Genomic DNA, 19,648 nt, shown 5'->3' on the forward strand with positions numbered 1-19,648 from the left:
TAACAGATTAAGCGTTGATCTTTTCGATCTTAACTGCTGTATACTGCTGTCTGTGACCATTCTTTTTATGGTATCCAGATTTTCTCTTATACTTGTAAACGATAACCTTTTTTGCTTTGCCGTCACCGATTACGGAAGCTGTAACTGTTGCTCCCTCTACAGTCGGATTACCAACAACCATCTTGTCGTTGTTCACTGCAAGCACCTGGTCAAATGTATAAGTTTCTCCAGCTTCTACACCAAGTTTCTCCACTTTAATGATATCGCCTTCAGCTACTTTGTACTGTTTACCACCTGTTGCTATAATTGCGTACATATGGCACCTCCTATTATCATTACTCGCCAACTATGGTGTCTGTCATACAGAACTTGAAAACCTCGTTGTGCGGCATACCATTGTATATTAGCATACAGATACCGGTTTAGTCAATAGGTTCTTTGGCTTTTTTTAATTTTTCATAACAATATTCAATAATGCTTTTTCTTGTTATGATTCCGATGAACTTTTTCTGATCATCAACAACCGGTACAAAATTCTGATTCATGGCTTTCTGAATCAGATCTTCCATGTCCGCATCGGCTGACACGGCCTCGTAATCAGCCTTTCGCGGGAAGTTCTGAATAAAAATTGTTTCTGCTTCTTTTACATTCAGGTGAGTATATTTCTTGATTCCCCAGAGGAGATCTCCCTCGGTCATAGTACCGACGTACTCTCCTGCTTTATTGAGCATGGGAATGGAAGCATATTTATGAAATTCCATTGTCTCCAGTACCTGTCGGAGCGTACTGTGGTCATAGATAAATGCAACCTCACTTTTTGGCTTGAGAAAAAATAAAATATTCATTTTGATCCTGTCCTTTTATATGCTGTCTGTTCTGTGGCTGATCTTTTTAAGGATCAGCCCTGACATTTGTGTTTAGATCTGGGTCAGAACAAAAATGTCATATAATGCACGGATCGCATGTTTGAACTCATCATGGCGTACACCAACAATAATGTTCAGCTCGCTGGATCCCTGATCAATCATCTTGACGTTGATATGGGCATGTGCCAGTGCAGAGAAGATCCTTCCTGCTGTACCTCTCGTGGACTTCATTCCACGACCAACGATCGCGATAAGTGCAAGATCAGACTCAAGCTCAATATGATCCGGATTTACGGCTTTATGGATTCCCGCAAGGATCTTCTGCTCTTTTTCTTCAAAGGCATCCTTGTGAACAAAAATTGTCATGGTATCGATTCCTGATGGCATATGTTCAATGGAAACTCCGTTGTCTTCAAATACCTGAAGGACTTTCCTGCAGAAACCGATCTCAGAGTTCATCATTGCTTTTTCAATCGTAATAGCAGCGAAACCGTCTGTTCCGGCAATACCGGTGATCGTATACTTCGGCTGACAACAGGTTGCTTCTACGATCAGAGTTCCCTTGTCCTGTGGTGCATTTGTATTCTTGATGTTGATCGGAATACCGGCTTTTCTTACAGGGAAGATCGCATCCTCGTGGAGTACGCTGGCTCCCATGTAGGAAAGCTCACGAAGTTCTTTATATGTGATGGTTTCGATAGATTTTGAATTTTTTACGATTCTCGGATCGGCAATCAGGAAACCGGAAACATCTGTCCAGTTCTCATACAGATCTGCCTGGACTGCCTGGGCTACGAGAGAACCGGTGACATCAGAGCCGCCTCTTGAAAATGTAACGACTGTTCCATCTTCTGTTGCACCGTAAAATCCCGGGATGACTGCATGCTCCAGCTCTGCAAGGCGGGCAGACAGGATCTCATTTGTTACCTCAGCGTTGAAAGTACCGTCTTTTTCAAATCGTACAACTTCTGCTGCATCTACAAACTCGTAACCAAGGTAGGCAGCCATTACCTTACCGTTCAGGAACTCACCACGGGAAGCAGCATAGTCGGAACCGCTTTTTGCCGCAAAATTCTTTTGGATCACTTCAAAATCTGCATCAAGAGAGAACTTCAGACCGAGACCATCAATAATCTCCTGATATCTTGCCTTGATCGCTGCGAGCTTTTCAGTGAAATCTTCCTCTCTTTCTGCTGCTCCGTAGCAGTCATATAACATATCAGTTACTTTTATGTCGGCAGAGAAACGCTTGCCCGGAGCTGACGGTACAACGTATCTTCTGGATGAATCCGCATGGATAATATTTCCGACTTTTTTAAATTGTTCAGCACTTGCAAGAGAACTTCCGCCGAACTTTACTACTTTCTTCATTCTTAACTTCCTCCAAAATGTAAATTGTGCATTCTGCATACGATAGATGTCGGGGTCAAAAGCCCCCGACTTTGATGCCTACGGATTGCTCCGTGCTACGCACTCCCACAATCCTACGATATTCTGTATGATTCTGATGTCCGGAATCAAATGGATTAATGAATTATATGCACTGCCCTGCATCAGAACCTATCGGTTCAATATTATACCTCGTTCCTGGTAGGTTGTAAATAAAAAACGGAAATCCCATCAGAAATTCCCGTCAGAAAGTGATGGCTGCATACTCTGCATTGGCAGCCTTTTTCAGATCATCCGGTTTCAGCCGGATCTGCATTCCGATCTTCCCGCCACTGACGTAAATCAGCTTCTGAGTACATGCACTTTCATCAATCACAGTCGGGAACTGCTTCTTCATTCCGATGGCAGTACATCCGCCCCGGACGTAACCGGTTACTTTGGTGATCTCTTTTACGTGGAGCATCTCAACCGATTTTTCACCTACGGCCTTCGCAGCTTTTTTCAGATCCAGTTCTGCCGCAATCGGAATGACAAAGACATAATGTCCACCGCTTTTTCCGACTGTGACGAGAGTTTTATAAACCTGTTCGTGAGGAAGTCCGATTTTATCAGCAACGGAAATGCCGTCAATAAATTCATCACATTCATAAGTCTGATACTCATAAGGAATCTTATTCCGGTCAAGAAACCTCATTGCATTTGTTTTTAATTCTTTTTTACTCAATATGACCGCCTCCTGATTTTTATACGGTTATCATTTCATAGAGTGGTTTGCGTACTTTTTTTCTTGTGACTTCTGCCAGTCCCAGTGCTGTAATATCAACGAGTGTTGTCTGAATCGGATCTTTCGTAAGATAAAAACGAAATTCCTGGAACAAAGTTTCTTCCATTTCAGGATCATCCATATTTACAAAGTCAACCAGAATGATGCCAGAAAGATTTCGCAGCCGGATCTGCCGGGCGGTTTCCCGGGCGGCTTCGAGGTTCAGCTTTAGGGCATCCGGTGTATTTTTGGATTTTTTAATACTTTTCCCGGAATTAACGTCCACAACCGTTAAAGCTTCTGTGACCTGGATGACCAGGTATCCACCGTGTTTCAGCCAAACCCGTTCTTTCAGTGCGTTTTCGATGGCAGTCTGAGTGCTGTAGAGCTTTCCCAGTGGATAGCCGGCATCATCATACAGCCGGATGAGATAAGAACGTTCCGGTATTTCCCGGTCAAAAAAACTGCAGATCGTATGGTAAAGATCCGGATCATTTACAATAATCTCCTGCATTCCATCCATATAAGCATTTTTCAGATCTGTAATATAGGACGGAGGTGCTGATTTCAGGCAGGAAAAGCAGACTCTTGACATGGCATTGGAGGTCAGCCTCTCATACTCTTTTTTCAGATCTTCAATCTCCTTTACGACCGCCTCAAACGGAGCTTCCTTTGCATTGGTGCGGACAATGATCCCGAACCGGTCATTCTGATATGCCTGAAGCCGCAGCTTATAGGCATCCCGCTCTTTTTTAGGAATCTTGGAAGAAACTCCGATCCGGGTATTCCCGTGCGTGAGGACTGCATAACGTCCGGTCAGGTTCAGATTTCCGGTGACGGTGGGAGCTTTTGTCTTAACCGCCTCCCTGCTGATCTGGACAAGAAGTTCATCTCCGATACAGAGAGGCTTTTTGCCGATCTTATACGTAAAAAGGGCTGTAGGCACTCCCTGCAGGTCAAAATAACAGTTGACTCCCGGGGCAATCTCTATAAAAGCAGCTCCGATATTTGCAACAATATTCTGAACCTTTCCAATGTAGATATCGCCAATCTGATAACGGGCTTTTTCATCATTTTCAGGAGTACAGTGGATCTCGGTAATGCTGTCATTTTCTAAAAGAAAAGTCCAGATTTTCTTCTCTTTTTTTTCAATCAGTATTTTTCTTTTCATTCTTCGTCACCTGCCATCTCTGTCCCCATTGCTTCGAGTGGAATCAGAGAGCCATCTTCACTGCGGTCTGTATACATCTCCAGTCTGTGATGCTGAAATTTCAGAGAATCGAAAGCAAGACCGAGGAAGCTGCAGAAAGCCTCCAGGATCAGATCAGGTTTCAGGTTTTCCACACTGCCTGCTGCCACTTTTGTATAGATAGAATCTCCCCGGATCTCCCAGTCATAGATAAGAGGCTTGATATCCACTTCTTTTTCACTGCGTTTCGTCTGCTTGAGAATACGGATTTCCGGCTGTCCCATAAACCGGACAAAAGAATCCTTCCAGTCAGAGGGGAGTTCTCCTTTACGGAGCGTGGACAGATAATCTGCACCGGCAAGGATCGTCATTCCGGTCATTTTCTTCTCATCGGAAATCCGGCGGATACTGAGTACCTCGATGCCTTCCACGCAGGCTTCATTCATTCTCCTGACAGCATCCAGGCTGTTGACAGCCTCCCGGAGTTCTATGTCAAAATATTCTCCGTCGCTGGTCAGTCCGATGCCAAGCGGATTGGCAAATGACATGATCATATGGGGACTGTATCCTGTTGTAAATGCGATCGGAATATCAGCCCGGTGCATGACCTTCTGAAAAAAACGCATGACATCAAGATGTCCAATAAAGCGGAGTGCCCCGTATTTTCTGAATTTAATTCTTGCTTTCATAACAGACACCTCCTCCAAATTTTGCTGCCCCACAACCGGAACACTGCATCCGGCAGTTCGGGGTCACGGTTTCTTTCATGGCACGTTCCCATTCTCTTCTCAGAAATTTCCGGCTGACTCCGATATCAATGAAATCCCATGGGAACAGTTCATCTTCACTGCGTTCCCGGAGATTGTAAAACTCCAGATCAATGCCGGTATTTTCAAAGGCCTGCATCCACAGTTCATTATGAAAACTTTCTGTCCAGGAATCAAACAGACATCCGAGACGGTAAGCCTCTTCGATCAGCTTTCCGATCCGGCGGTCACCACGTGCCATCACGCCCTCAAGGACGGTGACCTGTGCATCATGCCAGTTGTATTTCAGGCTTTTCCGGTTGAGTTGTGCCTTAAACTCATCGTTGACGAGATGGGCCCGCCTCATATATTCTTCTGCTTTGCACATCGGAGCCCACTGGAACGGAGTGAACGGCTTTGGAACGAAGAAAGAAGAACTTGCAGTGATCTGACATTTTCCGTGCCGCTGATCCTTTGGAATTTCATAATATCTGCGGGCTACTTTTTCGGAAAGATGGGCGATCTCTTTCATATCATCTTCCGTCTCAGTCGGAAGTCCCAGCATAAAATAAAGTTTTACTTTGGTCCAGCCGCCTTCAAAGGCCTGTCCGGCACCGTTCAGGATGACTTCTTCTGTCAGACCTTTATTGATCACATCACGCATTCTCTGAGAACCGGCTTCCGGGGCAAAAGTAAGACTGCTTTTCCGGATGTCCTGTACGCGGCTCATAACGTCCAGCGAAAATGCATCGATTCGCAGGGATGGCAGCGAAATATTAATCCCCTGCTCCTTAAATTCATCAATCAGGAAAAGAACCAGTTCTTTCAGTTCGGAATAGTCGCTGGAACTTAAGGAACTTAAAGAAATTTCCTCATGTCCGGTATTTTTCAGCATGGCATGTGCATATTCTTTCAGACGGTCGACATCCCTCTCACGGGTCGGACGGTAAAGCATTCCTGCCTGGCAGAAACGGCATCCACGGATACAGCCACGCTGGATCTCAAGAACCACCCGGTCCTGCGTGGCCTTAATAAACGGTACGACCGGCTTCAGCGGATAAGGTGCATTCGTCACATCCATTACAATCTGTTTCCTGACGACTGCAGGTGCGTGGTCATTTATCGGAGTAAAAGACTTTAAAGTGCCGTCCTCGTGATACTCAGCCTCATAAAAAGACGGTACATAAATTCCCTCGATCTGTGCGGCACGTTCCAGAAATTCGGTTCTGGATCTGCCACTGCCTTTCCATTCTTTGTAGGCATCCAGCAATTCGTCGTAAACCGTTTCTCCCTCTCCGATATAGAACAGATCAAAAAATTCAGCCAGTGGTTCGGGATTGTAGGTACATGGACCACCGCCAATGACAAAAGGATCTTCCAGTGTACGATCGGAAGAATGAGGCGGAATATGGCTTAATTCCAGGATCTGAAGGATATTCGTGTAGCACATCTCAAACTGGATCGTGATCCCCAGAAAATCGAAAGATCTGACCGGATCCTGAGATTCCAGCGTAAAAAGAGGGAGATCCTGCTCCCTCATGATCTTGTCGAGATCCATCCATGGTGAATAGACACGCTCACACCATACATCCTCTCTGCGGTTGAACATATCATATAGGATCTGAATACCGAGGTGCGACATTCCGATCTCATAGACATCGGGAAAGCACATGGCAAAGCGTACCGCAATCTCACCGGCTTCCAGTTCTTTCTCTTTCATTACCGCATTTACCTCACCGCCGATATAACGGGCGGGCTTTTCAATATTCAGTAAAATATCATCATCTAATGCTAATTTTCTCATGGTTACTCCTTGGTTTGCTTTTGAAAATACTTACATAATCATAGCTTTAACAGAGAGAAAAAGCAACCTCTTTTAGGAATTTTGACATTATGAAATCTCCTCAATTTTTTCCCAATGATGATCGTCCGGGGTATAAAAATACAGTTCATCTTCTTTCCAGACCAGGAATCCTTTTTCTGTCTTTCCCATAACCTCAAGGGTGGTGTAGTCAGAGTATTCATCAAAAAGGTACTGCTGCTCTTTCAGGTCATACCAGTTGACATACTGTATTTTAGAGGAATCTTCGGAACGTGTCTCCTTAATAAGAAGAATAAGATCCCGATCAATTACCCAGACTTTGTCGACAGAGGCATCCCAGTCAAGAACATCTTCCTGCTTTTGGGTTTTGAGATTATATTTTACGAGCCGGTGTTCGTTGTCCGGCTGGATATATAAAGTATTGTCTGCAATGATCTGTGAATCTTTTACTCTGGATTCATACAAAGGCTCCATGGTCTGCTCTTTCAGGTCATATTGAAGATAGGTACAGCGTCCATCAATGTCAGAATCGTTAAAGGGTTGTTGAAGAAGATATAAATGATCCTCATCAGCACCGGCAGGAACGGTATACAGACCGCTGTTTTCCGTTCCATTCAGTATCAGTGTTTCTTTCCCGGTTTTCAGATCATACAGGATAATCGATGGCTCGGCTGTATAGCTGCCACTTCCATCTTCAAAATCATTTAATGTCTGGACGGATAAAATGATCCTGTCTTTATAAAATGCAGCAGCGTTGGGATAGACTCTTCTGTATTGAAAAGTGTGCAGTTCCTTTTTCTCTGTACCATCTTCCTTCATGGAGTATAATTTCAGGACATCGTTCTGTTCGCCGGAATCAAAGGCCTGAACGATATAATAAATGAAACCGTCACAATAGGCTACGGATCCCATCAGATCAGGGGAGACTTCTACCGCGGGACACTCCGCAGAGTCATGCCTGCAATTTACCTTTTGACATAATACGGTTTTTTTAGAGCTTTTTTTATCAATGAAATAAAGTCTGCACAGTTCGGATTCCCATTCTATATAATAGATTCCCTGATCCGATTCGCAATAACTGAGCATGGAAATATAGCGATCGTGGGAATTAAATGGGTTATCAGGGTCTTTTCGGTCTGAAGACTGACTGTTACATCCCGGCAGAAGCAGACAGATAAAAAATACCAGTATCAGATGCATTAAACATTTCTTTTTATTCATTCCTCATCTTCCTTTCTGTGATGAAAGCGGCACAGACCGCAAGGATCAATAATGTGCCTGAAATAAAGTAAACGGATGCTGTAAATATAAAAAATAAGTTGTGGACTATCTGAAGCCATGCGACTGGAAAATAGGGGGAAAGCAGTGTTGGAATTACTGTACATCCCAGAATAATAGCCGGCATCAGGTAGCGTCTTTTTGACAGTTCTGCAAGTCTGGATAAGAGGAGCAATGCCAGGACTACGAAGATGCACTGCAAAAGGGTTCCAAGGAAAAAAATGGAACGGATGGAGCAGGTAATCCCGGTTTCTCTGAAAATTTCCAGGCAGTTGGCGGGAGCGTCCCAGTCAAGCCGATAATGGCTGCTGCTCCATATCAGCCGCAGAACTGCACCCAGCAGACAAAAAGGAATAAAATAAAGCAGTAATGTCAAAAACTTAAAATAAAAAAGTTTTCTCCTGCCGAAAAGGCTGGATTTTTGTAATAATTCCATATGGGTTGCCTTTTCTCTGTAAAAAACCGAAATCACAAGAAAGGCAAAAGACATACAAAGCAGGATGACCCAGGAACGCGACAAGGGTGTATTGGTAAATAAAAGTGTATATTGTGCATCCTTCAGGAGAAGGGGGGATCTTCCGTCTTCCCGCAGTTCCCGGACTCGGTCGGCATATCGTTGAAAGCCGCCTTCGCATTCCAGTTCCTGCTGTAATTTATAAGCAGTAACAGAGTTTTCAGTGGTTTCGAGTTCTGTATATAAAGCTGCGATCCGCTGTTCTTCATTCTGAAGTTTTTCATCAGTCTGATCATCAATCCGGTCGCCAAACTGATCAATATAATTCTGATAATAATATTCATCCGTCCCGAAATAGTCGTTGTATTGTGACAGAATGAATATCTGGATCATGATACAGGCAAGAAAAAGAACCAATCCTTTCTGACAGATAAAAGTTTTCTTTAATTCGTAGAAAAACAAACCATGTACCCTGTTGCTGCGATGGAAAGAAAAAACTTTCGCTCTTTTTGCAGATTGGTACTGTTTTTTCCCGAATAGCAGGCAGAGCAGAGAAAGAACGAATAACAGGGGTATGCCCCAGTATACTTCTATAAGCAGACCATGAAAGCGGATCAGGTCATAACTGCGAATGAAAGATTTCCCCTGCAAAAGCGTCCATATATTCCACAGTCGAAGGATCGAATTACTGTCATTCCCCTGAAACCTGTCTGACAACAGAAAACTGAATCCTACAAATCCGGCAAGCAAAAAAGAAACTGCCATTTCAGAATTAAGGCGGCGTGCCAAAAAGACAGCAAGGCTGGTAAGTATAAAGAATGCAAAGCTCTTCAAAAGCAGGAAGACGCAAAAATAAGTCAAAATATTCCAGTCATATGGAACAGCATGGTATCCGGGAATACTTTGTATGGCAGCAGTCATTGAAGGAAAGCCATACAGAAAACCGGACAGAACAAAATAAAATAAAAAAGTCAATAACAGATAGACAATAATGCTGAAATAGACAGTTAAAAATTTTGCCGGGTACAGTCGCCGCTGCCCGTTTTTTGTGGTAAGAGAAAAGGCGTACTGTCCGCTTCTCTGCTCCTGTATAAATACGATGCTGGTCAGATAAATGAGCAGGATTACTGTAAATAAATCCGCAGGGTAAAATTCCATCAGCTTTCGGATACCCTGATATGGCTGAAGCGTTAACGGAAAATGCAGGGTGAGTTTTTTATATCGTTCTGCAATTCGCTGCATATATTGATTCTGACCGGAAGCAGTTCCCTGAAAGACAGAAATTTTCTGGCTTTGGGTATACCGGTTCTGAATAGATTGTCGGTAATCTTCATAACCGGTTACGGAATCCATCTCAGAATGGATGAGTTCAAGAGCATGACCTTTTATATAATCTGTCTCATCGGTTAAGGTAAAAGCATTTAACAGGTCAGCAGCCTCATCTGCAGGAAGGGAATCCAGAGTTTTATGGTAGTCGAGGTAGGCGGTACGGATTTCAGAATCCATGGCTGCATCAGCCCAGAATATGGCAGCAGATAACATCAGAAAAAGAAGAACCACTTTCAGTACTGCCCCGTTTTTCCAGACTTTTTTCCATTCAAAGAGAAAAATGTTCATGGGACACCTCCTCTTCGTCATTAAAATAGTACAGGTAGACATCTTCCAGTGTCGGATAAACGAAAGAAGCCTGTGGAGGAAGTATGGCAGGATCATTTAATATGAGTCTGACAAAAATATCTTCTTTACGTCGGTAAATACTACTGATTCTGCCGTACGGTTCGAGTTCTTTCAATGGACGGGAAAAATTTATCTCACAGACCTTTGATGTAAGCTGGCTGGTCAACGCACCGGGAGGATCGACTTTGATTAGTTTTCCTTTCTTTAATAACAAGATCTGCGATGCAATCAGTTCAATGTCGCTTACGATATGCGTTGCGAGCAGGATGATCTTATCTTTTGAATATTCAGCGATCAAATTCCTCAGTTCAAGTCGCTTTTGCGGATCAAGTCCGGCGGTAGGTTCATCTAAAATCAGAATTTCCGGATCATTTAAAAGAGCCTGAGCAAACATCAGTCGTTGCTGCATACCACCGGAGAGAGTCTGGATTTTATCCTTTTTCATAGCTATAAGCCGGGTTCGGAGAAGAAGCTCTTCTGCTCTGAGAGCTACCTCTTTTTTATGCATGCCTTTTAATGAACCGACATAATAGAGATATTCCTGTACTGTAAAGTCCGGGTAAAGACAGGAATGCTGGGGCATATATCCAAGACAGTCCAAAAAATTGTTCCGATGCATACGGATGTCCTCTCCGTCAAATAAGACAATACCATCAGTTGGTTGGATCAGCATACAGATTAATTTCATAAGGGTACTTTTTCCGGCACCATTTGGACCAAGAAGTCCATAAATGCCTGGAGTCAGCTGAAGGTTAAGTCTGTCCAGGGCAATAGTTTCACCATAAGTTTTACAGAGATTTTTCATTTCTAAAAGCATGGTTTAGTCCTCCTTTTGAGCATCAAACTGAGACTGAATTCCGGAGAGGACGGATTCAATTCCTGCATCATATAATTTCTGGTTCTGCTCTTTCAAAAATGTGTTCAGATCAGAAATCTCCTCACTTTCAGCGGTGAAAACCGCTTCATGGCTAATGGCTGCAATTTCTGATATTTGTTTCCATGTTGTATCATCAACATCAGGAACAAAATTGCTGCAAGGAAGAAGGAGAGACTCATCCTCTAAAAGTTTCTCTGAAACCAGAACTTTATCAGTTACTTCATATTCGTTCGGATAAGCTATCAGATTATTCCCTACCGGACTGAAACTGCCCACACTTGAAATTACCTGATTAAATTTATAGATGGCGTGTCCATTCTCTAGCGTATAATCTTTATCCGGAACTCCATAGATCATAAGATTGGACAGCGTCTCATCGTACATGGATGCAGCAAGAACTTCAATGGCAAGCTGTTGGTTGGAGCTGGTATTGAGAACACCATTCCCAATTGAAGGACACAGATATCTCTTTCCGAGAGAAAAACGAATCCTGTCGGAATAAGCAGTTGATACAGTCAGTTCTTCTAAAGTTGGAATGGTTTCAATCGTAAATACTGGCACTGCTGTCTGAAGTTCTGTGTGGATATCCAGATCTTCACGGTAGATCCTTTGTGCTAATGAAAGATTGTTCAGCATTTCTTCTGTAGTCAGCAGATTTACAATTTTACCATTTTCCCGGTCGACAGCGAGACTGGAATCCGAAAAGCCACGCAAAAGCGGCAGATACTTATAATAGTTACAGTTGCCTAAAGAAAGATCATCGGCAGAAGTTAAATAGTATTTTTTGTCCAGCAATCGGTTATCCTCAAAATAAGGGAACAGAAAATCAATCACCTCTTCAGGAGTCATAGAGGTGATTTCCTGTTCGTTAAGAGTCAGGTTATAGTCTTTAAGAAATGAGACGGAAAAACTGTAAATAGTATCAGAAAGCGGCATAGATCCACGGGGAATCTGATAAGTTTTTCCGTTGATCCTGTTGACATTCCATATAGGATCAGGCAGTGAATCTAAAACGGAAGAATTTTTTTCAGATGCAAGAGAATCGTCCAAAGCAACAAACTCCCTGTATTCCATAGGAGAAAATGGTACTATGTCAGCCTGAGGATCCTGCTCTTTCAGAGTCCGGATAAGATGAGCAGAAAAGTCAAGACTCTTTTTATAAGTATCAGTGATACTGTCAGATTCATCAGAAGACATATCCATATCCGGCAGATACCGAAAAGTAACCTTTGCAGGAATGTCCAATTCTTCCAGCCGTTTGTTGAACAGGTCGAACCGTTCAGAACTCAGATCTTCATAAGGAACTGCATCTTCAATATGAAAGAAATGGGGATTGGAAATATACCAGACGATCTCTTCTTTTTTTTGAAAGGAACATCCACTTAACAGCAGACAATGCAGAGAACATAAAAGCAGGATGGAAAAATATTTTAATTTTTTCATAAACGTCTCTCCTCTATTAATAAATAAAAATCCCCAGCCCACGAGATGGCTGGGGTCATTTAAATAGTAATTATAAAATAAATTAATTAATAATACTTTGTTACACTTCCGCCTTTTGCACCATCTAAATAGTATACCATAGTTCCCATATAACTACTGTAATGAGATGGTGCGTATTTAGTGATACTAAGCTGACCTTTAGCTAAAGAACCGGTTACTTGCTGAGTATTTTTATTACCAAGTATATCTATAGATGTATAACTACCATTAATTTTTTTCGCAGTGACTGGATTTGATGGAGTGTTATTTTCAGTCACCTTAAATGTTCCTGAAGTTTTAGCAAGAGTAATTGTTCCAGTACAATCTTTAGCTGCACGTGCAGTTGCGGCACTAACGTTGAATGTAGATGCTGTTACGCTGATTAATAACCCACAAATCACAAGTACTTTTCTAATCTTCATATAAAATCCTCCTTTGTGAAGAGAATCCGTTCTTTGATAAAAGTATATAATACAAAGCGAAAAAATGCAATTAAAATATACAAAAATACATATTATATTTTAAAAATATGATTTATAATAAAAATGTGCTGATAAATACATAAAAAAGAAAAGAAAAATATACAAAATTTATAATAAGCAGAAAATTGGATACAAAAACATTCTCATAAAGATTTAAATAATGGATACAAATACTCTGTGAATATAAATAGCAAGAAATATATAATTGAATCAAATATACATTTCTTGCTATGAATTGTTTCCCTTATATTCAACTCAAAACATCAACATGAACACTAATGTATCCATAATTTCAGTAAAGCTTGATCCGACTGATGAAATCCATTCCATTTCCGGGAATTTCTTTCTGAATCTCGTTGACGATCTGTGTGCTGCTGATATCTGCCGGTTTCAGATGGTTCTGTTCTATGTAGACAAAGCTTAAAAAGAGAAAGACTGCCAGCATCAGCCTGGCAAAGAAAGAACCTGAATGGTGTTCGCCTTCCCCGGAATCAGGGGTATCATAAAGTTCGTGATAGATATGGCCGTAGCGTGGATGAACGGCGGGTATGGCAGCAGAATCCTGATAGAGTCTGCGGGTCTGCTTTAAGAGTTCGCGGCGGCGAAGTTCGGAATCATTCATAGTCTGTCCTCCTGCTGATAGAATCCCGTGGCTCGTTGTGCAGGCAAACGAAAAAGATCCACGGGATCTTCTGGATGTATGCACGGCAATAAAAAGACACAGGATACTGAAGTTACAATATCCTATGTCTGTCTTTCTTTTTTCAGAACTTTTCAAATCTGAAATGTATTTCCGATTCAATTTATCTTATCAGATTTCAGTCTCAATTTATCTTACTGGATTTCAGACTTAATTGATTCCTACCGGTCTGCCAGTTCCTTGGTGATGTCATCCCAGGTAATTCCTTTTTCTGCCATAAGCACCATTGCATGATACAGAAAATCGGAAAGCTCATATTTTACTTCTTCCGGGTTGGGATTCTTGGCGGCAATGACAACTTCTGTTGCCTCCTCTCCCACTTTCTTGAGAATCTTGTCTAATCCTTTATCGAACAGGTAATTAGTATAAGAACCTTCCTTTGGATGCTCCTTGCGGTCCAAGATCGTATTGTATACGGATTCAAAGATCTGAAGCGGATTTTTCGCATCATAGTCAGCTCCGACGATGGTTGTATAAAAGCAGGATCTGTTGCCGGTATGGCAGGCAGCTCCGATCTGTTCTACTTTTGCGAGAAGGGTATCCTTATCGCAGTCGATGGCAAGAGATTTTACATACTGGAAGTGTCCCGAAGTTTCTCCCTTGATCCACTGACTTTGTCTGCTGCGGCTGAAATAAGTCATGCGGCCGGTCTTGACAGTATGCTCAAAGGCCTCCTCATCCATATAGGCTACCATGAGGACTTCATTTGTCTTGTAGTCCTGTGTTACAACCGGGAGCAGTCCATCTGAGTTCAGTTTAAATTCACCGAAATCCATCAGACTTTCAAAGGTTGTCATGCGGATTCCATTTTTCACGCAGATATCTTTGAATACATTAAAATCCATATCCAGCCGACTGATAAAGCGTCCTGAAACGCCTTTGACACCGTCGCTTTTAAGAATATTGAGGATCTCACTCTCTTCCATGGTATCGGTTACGACTACACACTGGATCTCAGTGACATTTACAACAGAATTAAGATCCAGACGGTGCATAAAGATCATTTCTGTACTGTACTCCTCGATCAGATGCTGCTGCTTGAACAGTGCGTCAAAATCATTCAGTGAAACTGCAATCCGTTCCTTGCCGAATCGCTGGGAAACTTCTTTGATCAGTTCAATCGAAAGCGGTTTTGAGAAATTCAGCATGGCACGTTTAGCACCTGCATAGAGGATCTTTTTTACATCTTCAGCACGACGGATATTACCGCCTGCGATCATCGGAATACTGATCACACGGTTGATCTGCTTGATCAGTTCGATGGATTCATCATGTTCTTCATCCGAGTCAGACAGATCAAATACGATCAGTTCGTCTGCTCCTTTTTCATTGTAGTGTTTTGCAAGGGCAATGACATCGTCTGACAGAACAGAATAATCGTCAAACCATGTAACTGCCTTTCCTTTATCTATAAAAATACATGGGGTTAATCTCTTATAACTCATGTCCGGGTTACTCCTTTATTTCCTTTTAAGGGATGGCTTTCAAAAAATCAGCCTACAAACTGCCTTTCGTGGACCATACTTCACTGATCCGTGGTTCTTCGGATACTGCCAGATCCAAAGCCTTTCCAAATGCCTTGAAAAGAGCTTCTGCCATGTGATGGTTATTTCCGGCATCCAGGATCTTCAGGTGAAGATTCATAGCGGCACTGTACGATACGGCATAGAAAAATTCACGAACCATTTCGGTATCCATTGTTCCGAGGAAAGGTACGGTAAATTCAGCCTGGAAGTTCAGGTAGGGTCTGCCAGAAAGATCGACAGCTCCGAGTGCAAGTGTCTCATCCATTGGGAGTATAAAATAGCCGTAACGTTTAATACCGGCTTTATCGCCTAAAGCTTCTGCAATGGCATGACCCAGCACGATCCCGGTATCTTCGATCGTATGGTGGGAATCTACTTCTGTATCGCCTTTGACGCTGACGGTCAGGTCAAAAAGTCCGTGACGGGCAAAGCCGTCCAGCATATGATCGAAAAAAGGGATTCCGGTGTCAATCTGATTTTTCCCATGACCATCCAGGTTGATGGTCAGTTCGATATCGGTTTCTTTTGTCTTTCTTTTACAGCTTGCAATGCGGTTCTTTTTCATATCCTGCCAACTCCTCTTATTCAAATCTTACTTTAATGGAATTTGCATGTGCAGTTAAATGTTCTGCTTCGGCAAATTTTTCGATATCTGTATGGATCTTTTCCAGTGCATCCTTTGAATAGGAAATGATGCTGGATTTCTTGATAAAATCATCTACAGATAACGGGGAGAAGAACTTGGCAGTTCCGTTGGTAGGCAGAACATGGTTCGGACCTGCAAAATAGTCTCCCAGCGGCTCGCTGGAGTATTCTCCGATAAAGATTGCTCCTGCGTTGCGGATCTTTGTCATCACTTCAAACGGGTTGGCTGTCACGATCTCAAGATGCTCGGATGCAATCGAATTTGCCGCATCAATGGCATCTTCCAAAGTGTCTGCAACAAGGATATGTCCGTAATTATCCAGAGATTTCTGAATGATCTCTCCTCTGGAAAGCTCTTTGATAAATGCATCTGCCTGTGCGGAAACCTTCTCTGCAAGCTCCATGCTTGTTGTTACCAGAATAGCGGAAGCCAGTTCATCATGCTCTGCCTGGGAGAGAAGATCTGCTGCCACAAACCGTGGGTTGGCTGTCTCATCTGCCAGGACAAGGATCTCACTTGGCCCGGCGATGGAATCAATGCTTACATGACCATAAACAGATTTTTTCGCCAGTGCAACGTAGATATTTCCCGGTCCTACGATCTTATCAACTTTCGGAATACTTTCTGTTCCGTATGCCAAAGCTCCGATGGCCTGTGCTCCACCGACTTTATAGACTTTATCTGCTCCGGCTTCCTTTGCCGCAACTAATGTGGTAGGAGTTACTTTCCCATCTTTTCCCGGAGGAGTTACCATAATGATTTCATCAACTCCGGCTACTTTTGCAGGCATGATATTCATCAGTACGGAAGACGGATAAGCCGCTTTTCCGCCCGGAACATAGACACCGACTCTCTGGAGTGCAGTGACCTTCTGACCGAGGATGGTTCCATCCGGCTTGCTGTCGAACCAACTGTATTGCATCTGCTTTTCATGATAAGTACGGATATTGACGAGAGCTTTCCGGATAATACCGAGCAGCTCTTCTCCTACTTCTGTATAGGCTTCTTCAATCTCAGCATCTGTGACAAGGATCTGGGAAGCATCCAGTTTTACTCCGTCAAATTTTTCTGTATAACCAAAGAGAGCTTCGTCTCCTTTTTCCTTTACATCGTTGAGGATCTGCTGGACACTGGCTTCGTATTTTCCGTAGCTGTTGGGACTTCTTTTCAGAAGGTCTTCCAGCAGATTTTTCTTTGTACTTTCTGTTAATTTTTCAATACGCATTTTTATTCCTCCCTGAGCAGGTTTCTGAGATTTGTGATGAGTTCCTTAATGCGGTCATTCTCCATACGCATACTGACCGGATTGACGATCATACGGGCGGACAGAGGGCATACCTCTTCTAATACGACCAGTCCGTTTTCTTTCAGTGTAGAACCGGTTTCAACGATATCTACAATGACTTCGGAAAGCCCTACGATCGGAGCAAGCTCGATAGATCCATTTAACTTTACGATCTCAACCGTCTGATGCTTCTTATTATAAAAATAGTCTTTCGCAATATTCGGGTATTTTGTGGCAACACGGATCAGTTCATGATGCTGCAGTTTCTCTGCTGTCTCTTCACGACCGCAGACACACATCCGGCATTTCCCGAATCCAAGGTCAAGTACTTCATGGACTTTTCGCCCTTCTTCAATGATGGTATCCTTTCCGACTACACCGATATCTGCGGCACCGTATTCTACATAGGTCGGTACATCCGGACCTTTTGCAAGGAAGAACCGGAGTCCCAGTTCCTCATTGGTGAAGATCAGTTTGCGTGAGTTTTTATCTTTCATCTCGTCGCAGGTAATTCCGAGCTTTTCCAGCATATCAAGAGTCTTACTGGCAAGACGCCCTTTGGTCAGTGCAAATGTTAAATATCTCATAGGTTCTGCTCCTTTACTTCTGCTTTTTCGTGTCCATGATCTTCTTTTCGCCTGTGCGGAAATTGATCATCTCAATCTTCAGGTCATCCCGGAGATACAGCATGGTCATGACGGAAGATCGCTTTCCGTATTCCTCGTATACCTGACGGTCATCCTCAGTATTACGCTTGAGCATTTCAATATTTTTCCCTTTACTGCGGAACGTTCTTGCAAGGGAGATGGCCCACTTTTCAGTATCCTGTGTATAGACGAGGAGATTGCGGCTGCCGGTCTCTACCTGGATGTTCTGCCGGTTCAGGGCATTCATCAGTTCATCTAAAATGATGGCAAAACCGATAGATGGAGTATTCTTACCGAATTTTTCAAGCAGATGATCGTAACGGCCTCCGCGTACGACAGCATCTCCTGTTCCGTAAGTATAAGCACGGAAAATGATACCGGTATAGTATCCGTAGTTTCCGCTCATGCTCAGATCAAATGTGATATGATCTTCCACTCCGTAAAGGCGGAGAAGCTCATCAATCTGCTTTAAGCGATGAATCGCCTGACCGGCTTTTTCTCCCGGGGCAACAGAAAGTGCCTGATCCAGGATCTCTGCTCCGCCGGTCAGTTCAGGCAGAAGATGAAATGCTTCTTTGACAGAGTCAGCAACATCCATATGATCCAGTACTTCCTCTACTCCAAAGAAGTTACGGTTGGCGATGAGGGTACGTAGCTCTTCTGCTTCATCCTCCTCAAGACCTGCTGCCTGGAACAGACTCTGGATAAAGTCTATATGTCCGATACTGACCTGAAATTCTTTCAGTCCGGTTTTCTTCAGTCCGTCCACCACCATAGCGAGCATTTCTGCGTCTGCCTCGATGGAATCGACACCGATCAGCTCAGCACCAAGCTGGGTGTTCTCTTTCAGCCGTCCCTGATAACTGGAATGGTTGATAAAAGTATTGCCGGCATAGCACAGGCGGATTGGAAAATCTTCTGTCTCAAAAAGCGTTGCAACGGCTCTGGCAATGGAAGGCGTGATATCCGGGCGTAATGCAAGGATATTTCCCTCCCGATCAAAAAATTTATACATTTCTCTTGCAGAAGTAGAACCGATTTCTTTACGGAATACGTCAAAATATTCAAATGTCGGAGTCTGAATATCCTGATAACCATAGGAATGAAGTACGGTGCCAAGCTTCTTCTGCAATGTCAGTTTAATTTCACATTCTTTATTATATATATCCCGGACGCCTTCCGGTGTATGCAGTTTCTGTTCCATGTAGATTCACCTTTCTTAAACACTTTAGTCTGCTAATACGTTAAAACCTGTTTGTAATTATACGGATTTTCTCTGCTTCTGTCAATCCCTCGTGTCCAAATCCTTCTGGATGGAATCAAGATAAGGAATAAAAAAGCCATTCTGAAGTTTCATAAACCAGTCCGGTTCCAGTTCATCCAGCCGGAAGCTTTTTCTTCCACCTGCCTCTGCCCTGTCCCAGAATCGGCGGATCTGCCGGTATTGCATATAGTAGAGCTCCTCACGGGCTGTATAATAGATCAGGAGAAATGCGATTCCTCCCTGCTGCTCAAATTTTTCCATAAAACGGATCTGATGTTCATGGACATTCTGAAGTGGAAATGTATCAGCATTACATTCTTTTGCATCAAAGCAGACCGGAATGCCCTGCACGGCACCGATATAATCTACGGTACTGATCTTATCAAAATAGGCAAGGGTAATATGCCGATGCTCTTTATCAATCCTTACCGGAGTGATGGGGGTTGGAATCTTCTGGATCAGTGCAAGCCCCATTTCACTGTAGCGGGTATTGGTATGATTGATAAATTCTTCCAGAGTCGAACCACGAAGTCCTCTCGAATTCCAGGTTGCCAT

Annotated in this window: 19 protein-coding genes; all 19 read right to left on the minus strand. The window is 43.0% G+C overall.

The window, feature by feature from the left end; genetic code table 11:
* Window positions 1-7: 7 nt before the first annotated feature.
* On the minus strand, window positions 8-316 hold the full coding sequence (gene rplU / locus NQ541_RS05480) for a 50S ribosomal protein L21 (RefSeq protein WP_005610036.1): 309 nt from the start codon (window positions 314-316) through the stop codon (window positions 8-10).
* A gap of 106 nt (window positions 317-422) precedes the next feature.
* Window positions 423-845 (minus strand): CBS domain-containing protein, encoded by a 423-nt coding sequence (locus tag NQ541_RS05485; protein WP_005610034.1) that lies wholly within the window; start codon window positions 843-845, stop codon window positions 423-425.
* 72 nt (window positions 846-917) lie between these two features.
* Window positions 918-2,237 carry an aspartate kinase gene (locus NQ541_RS05490; protein WP_023922512.1) on the minus strand — a complete coding sequence of 440 codons (1,320 nt, stop codon included), beginning with the start codon at window positions 2,235-2,237 and terminating at the stop codon, window positions 918-920.
* Between the two features lie 262 nt (window positions 2,238-2,499).
* The gene (gene ybaK, locus NQ541_RS05495) at window positions 2,500-2,979 is read right to left on the minus strand and encodes a Cys-tRNA(Pro) deacylase (RefSeq protein WP_023922514.1); all 480 of its coding nucleotides are present in this window, start codon (window positions 2,977-2,979) and stop codon (window positions 2,500-2,502) included.
* A gap of 19 nt (window positions 2,980-2,998) precedes the next feature.
* Window positions 2,999-4,189 carry a ribonuclease E/G gene (locus tag NQ541_RS05500; RefSeq protein WP_259936621.1) on the minus strand — a complete coding sequence of 397 codons (1,191 nt, stop codon included), beginning with the start codon at window positions 4,187-4,189 and terminating at the stop codon, window positions 2,999-3,001.
* Entirely contained in the window at window positions 4,186-4,896 is a 711-nt protein-coding gene (locus NQ541_RS05505; protein ID WP_005610027.1) for a TIGR03936 family radical SAM-associated protein, read from the minus strand. Before NQ541_RS05505 ends, NQ541_RS05500 begins: the two co-directional genes overlap by 4 nt.
* Complete coding sequence (locus tag NQ541_RS05510; RefSeq protein ID WP_005610026.1) at window positions 4,880-6,757, minus strand: TIGR03960 family B12-binding radical SAM protein; 1,878 nt, start codon at window positions 6,755-6,757, stop codon at window positions 4,880-4,882. Before NQ541_RS05510 ends, NQ541_RS05505 begins: the two co-directional genes overlap by 17 nt.
* A gap of 87 nt (window positions 6,758-6,844) precedes the next feature.
* Entirely contained in the window at window positions 6,845-7,996 is a 1,152-nt protein-coding gene (locus tag NQ541_RS05515) for a hypothetical protein (protein WP_005610025.1), read from the minus strand.
* Complete coding sequence (locus NQ541_RS05520; protein WP_005610023.1) at window positions 7,989-10,124, minus strand: ABC transporter permease; 2,136 nt, start codon at window positions 10,122-10,124, stop codon at window positions 7,989-7,991. Before NQ541_RS05520 ends, NQ541_RS05515 begins: the two co-directional genes overlap by 8 nt.
* Window positions 10,105-11,001: an ATP-binding cassette domain-containing protein gene (locus tag NQ541_RS05525; RefSeq protein ID WP_005610021.1), complete on the minus strand. Its 897-nt coding sequence runs from the start codon at window positions 10,999-11,001 to the stop codon at window positions 10,105-10,107. Before NQ541_RS05525 ends, NQ541_RS05520 begins: the two co-directional genes overlap by 20 nt.
* Before the next feature lie 3 nt (window positions 11,002-11,004).
* Window positions 11,005-12,504 (minus strand): hypothetical protein, encoded by a 1,500-nt coding sequence (locus NQ541_RS05530; protein ID WP_044940322.1) that lies wholly within the window; start codon window positions 12,502-12,504, stop codon window positions 11,005-11,007.
* Between the two features lie 86 nt (window positions 12,505-12,590).
* Complete coding sequence (locus tag NQ541_RS05535) at window positions 12,591-12,965, minus strand: hypothetical protein (RefSeq protein WP_005610016.1); 375 nt, start codon at window positions 12,963-12,965, stop codon at window positions 12,591-12,593.
* Between the two features lie 352 nt (window positions 12,966-13,317).
* Entirely contained in the window at window positions 13,318-13,647 is a 330-nt protein-coding gene (locus tag NQ541_RS05540) for a hypothetical protein (RefSeq protein ID WP_005610014.1), read from the minus strand.
* Window positions 13,648-13,886: 239 nt separating this feature from the next.
* Window positions 13,887-15,170 carry a bifunctional phosphoribosyl-AMP cyclohydrolase/phosphoribosyl-ATP diphosphatase HisIE gene (gene hisIE, locus NQ541_RS05545; RefSeq protein WP_005610013.1) on the minus strand — a complete coding sequence of 428 codons (1,284 nt, stop codon included), beginning with the start codon at window positions 15,168-15,170 and terminating at the stop codon, window positions 13,887-13,889.
* A 52-nt stretch (window positions 15,171-15,222) separates the two neighbouring features.
* Window positions 15,223-15,816 carry an imidazoleglycerol-phosphate dehydratase HisB gene (hisB, locus tag NQ541_RS05550; RefSeq protein WP_044940319.1) on the minus strand — a complete coding sequence of 198 codons (594 nt, stop codon included), beginning with the start codon at window positions 15,814-15,816 and terminating at the stop codon, window positions 15,223-15,225.
* 16 nt (window positions 15,817-15,832) lie between these two features.
* Window positions 15,833-17,122: a histidinol dehydrogenase gene (hisD, locus tag NQ541_RS05555; protein WP_005610010.1), complete on the minus strand. Its 1,290-nt coding sequence runs from the start codon at window positions 17,120-17,122 to the stop codon at window positions 15,833-15,835.
* A 2-nt stretch (window positions 17,123-17,124) separates the two neighbouring features.
* On the minus strand, window positions 17,125-17,769 hold the full coding sequence (hisG, locus tag NQ541_RS05560) for an ATP phosphoribosyltransferase (RefSeq protein ID WP_005610008.1): 645 nt from the start codon (window positions 17,767-17,769) through the stop codon (window positions 17,125-17,127).
* A gap of 13 nt (window positions 17,770-17,782) precedes the next feature.
* Window positions 17,783-19,033 carry an ATP phosphoribosyltransferase regulatory subunit gene (hisZ, locus tag NQ541_RS05565; RefSeq protein WP_005610005.1) on the minus strand — a complete coding sequence of 417 codons (1,251 nt, stop codon included), beginning with the start codon at window positions 19,031-19,033 and terminating at the stop codon, window positions 17,783-17,785.
* 81 nt (window positions 19,034-19,114) lie between these two features.
* Window positions 19,115-19,648, minus strand: a complete 534-nt coding sequence (locus tag NQ541_RS05570; RefSeq protein ID WP_005610002.1) for a Holliday junction resolvase RecU — start codon at window positions 19,646-19,648, stop codon at window positions 19,115-19,117.

Source organism: [Ruminococcus] lactaris ATCC 29176 (assembly GCF_025152405.1).
GTDB classification, from domain to species: Bacteria; Bacillota; Clostridia; order Lachnospirales; family Lachnospiraceae; genus Mediterraneibacter; species Mediterraneibacter lactaris.

What these genes read in the sequence shown, in the direction of transcription:
- rplU (WP_005610036.1), bottom strand. Translation starts at nt 316, where the DNA reads ATGTACGCAATTATAGCAACAGGTGGTAAACAGTACAAAGTAGCTGAA.
- hisG (WP_005610008.1), bottom strand. Translation starts at nt 17,769, where the DNA reads ATGAGATATTTAACATTTGCACTGACCAAAGGGCGTCTTGCCAGTAAG.
- NQ541_RS05500 (WP_259936621.1), bottom strand. Translation starts at nt 4,189, where the DNA reads ATGAAAAGAAAAATACTGATTGAAAAAAAAGAGAAGAAAATCTGGACT.
- NQ541_RS05520 (WP_005610023.1), bottom strand. Translation starts at nt 10,124, where the DNA reads ATGAACATTTTTCTCTTTGAATGGAAAAAAGTCTGGAAAAACGGGGCA.
- hisB (WP_044940319.1), bottom strand. Translation starts at nt 15,816, where the DNA reads ATGAAAAAGAACCGCATTGCAAGCTGTAAAAGAAAGACAAAAGAAACC.
- NQ541_RS05570 (WP_005610002.1), bottom strand. Translation starts at nt 19,648, where the DNA reads ATGGCAACCTGGAATTCGAGAGGACTTCGTGGTTCGACTCTGGAAGAA.
- NQ541_RS05525 (WP_005610021.1), bottom strand. Translation starts at nt 11,001, where the DNA reads ATGCTTTTAGAAATGAAAAATCTCTGTAAAACTTATGGTGAAACTATT.
- hisD (WP_005610010.1), bottom strand. Translation starts at nt 17,122, where the DNA reads ATGCGTATTGAAAAATTAACAGAAAGTACAAAGAAAAATCTGCTGGAA.
- NQ541_RS05510 (WP_005610026.1), bottom strand. Translation starts at nt 6,757, where the DNA reads ATGAGAAAATTAGCATTAGATGATGATATTTTACTGAATATTGAAAAG.
- NQ541_RS05505 (WP_005610027.1), bottom strand. Translation starts at nt 4,896, where the DNA reads ATGAAAGCAAGAATTAAATTCAGAAAATACGGGGCACTCCGCTTTATT.
- NQ541_RS05535 (WP_005610016.1), bottom strand. Translation starts at nt 12,965, where the DNA reads ATGAAGATTAGAAAAGTACTTGTGATTTGTGGGTTATTAATCAGCGTA.
- NQ541_RS05490 (WP_023922512.1), bottom strand. Translation starts at nt 2,237, where the DNA reads ATGAAGAAAGTAGTAAAGTTCGGCGGAAGTTCTCTTGCAAGTGCTGAA.
- hisZ (WP_005610005.1), bottom strand. Translation starts at nt 19,033, where the DNA reads ATGGAACAGAAACTGCATACACCGGAAGGCGTCCGGGATATATATAAT.
- NQ541_RS05485 (WP_005610034.1), bottom strand. Translation starts at nt 845, where the DNA reads ATGAATATTTTATTTTTTCTCAAGCCAAAAAGTGAGGTTGCATTTATC.
- NQ541_RS05515 (WP_005610025.1), bottom strand. Translation starts at nt 7,996, where the DNA reads ATGAATAAAAAGAAATGTTTAATGCATCTGATACTGGTATTTTTTATC.
- NQ541_RS05540 (WP_005610014.1), bottom strand. Translation starts at nt 13,647, where the DNA reads ATGAATGATTCCGAACTTCGCCGCCGCGAACTCTTAAAGCAGACCCGC.
- NQ541_RS05530 (WP_044940322.1), bottom strand. Translation starts at nt 12,504, where the DNA reads ATGAAAAAATTAAAATATTTTTCCATCCTGCTTTTATGTTCTCTGCAT.
- hisIE (WP_005610013.1), bottom strand. Translation starts at nt 15,170, where the DNA reads ATGAGTTATAAGAGATTAACCCCATGTATTTTTATAGATAAAGGAAAG.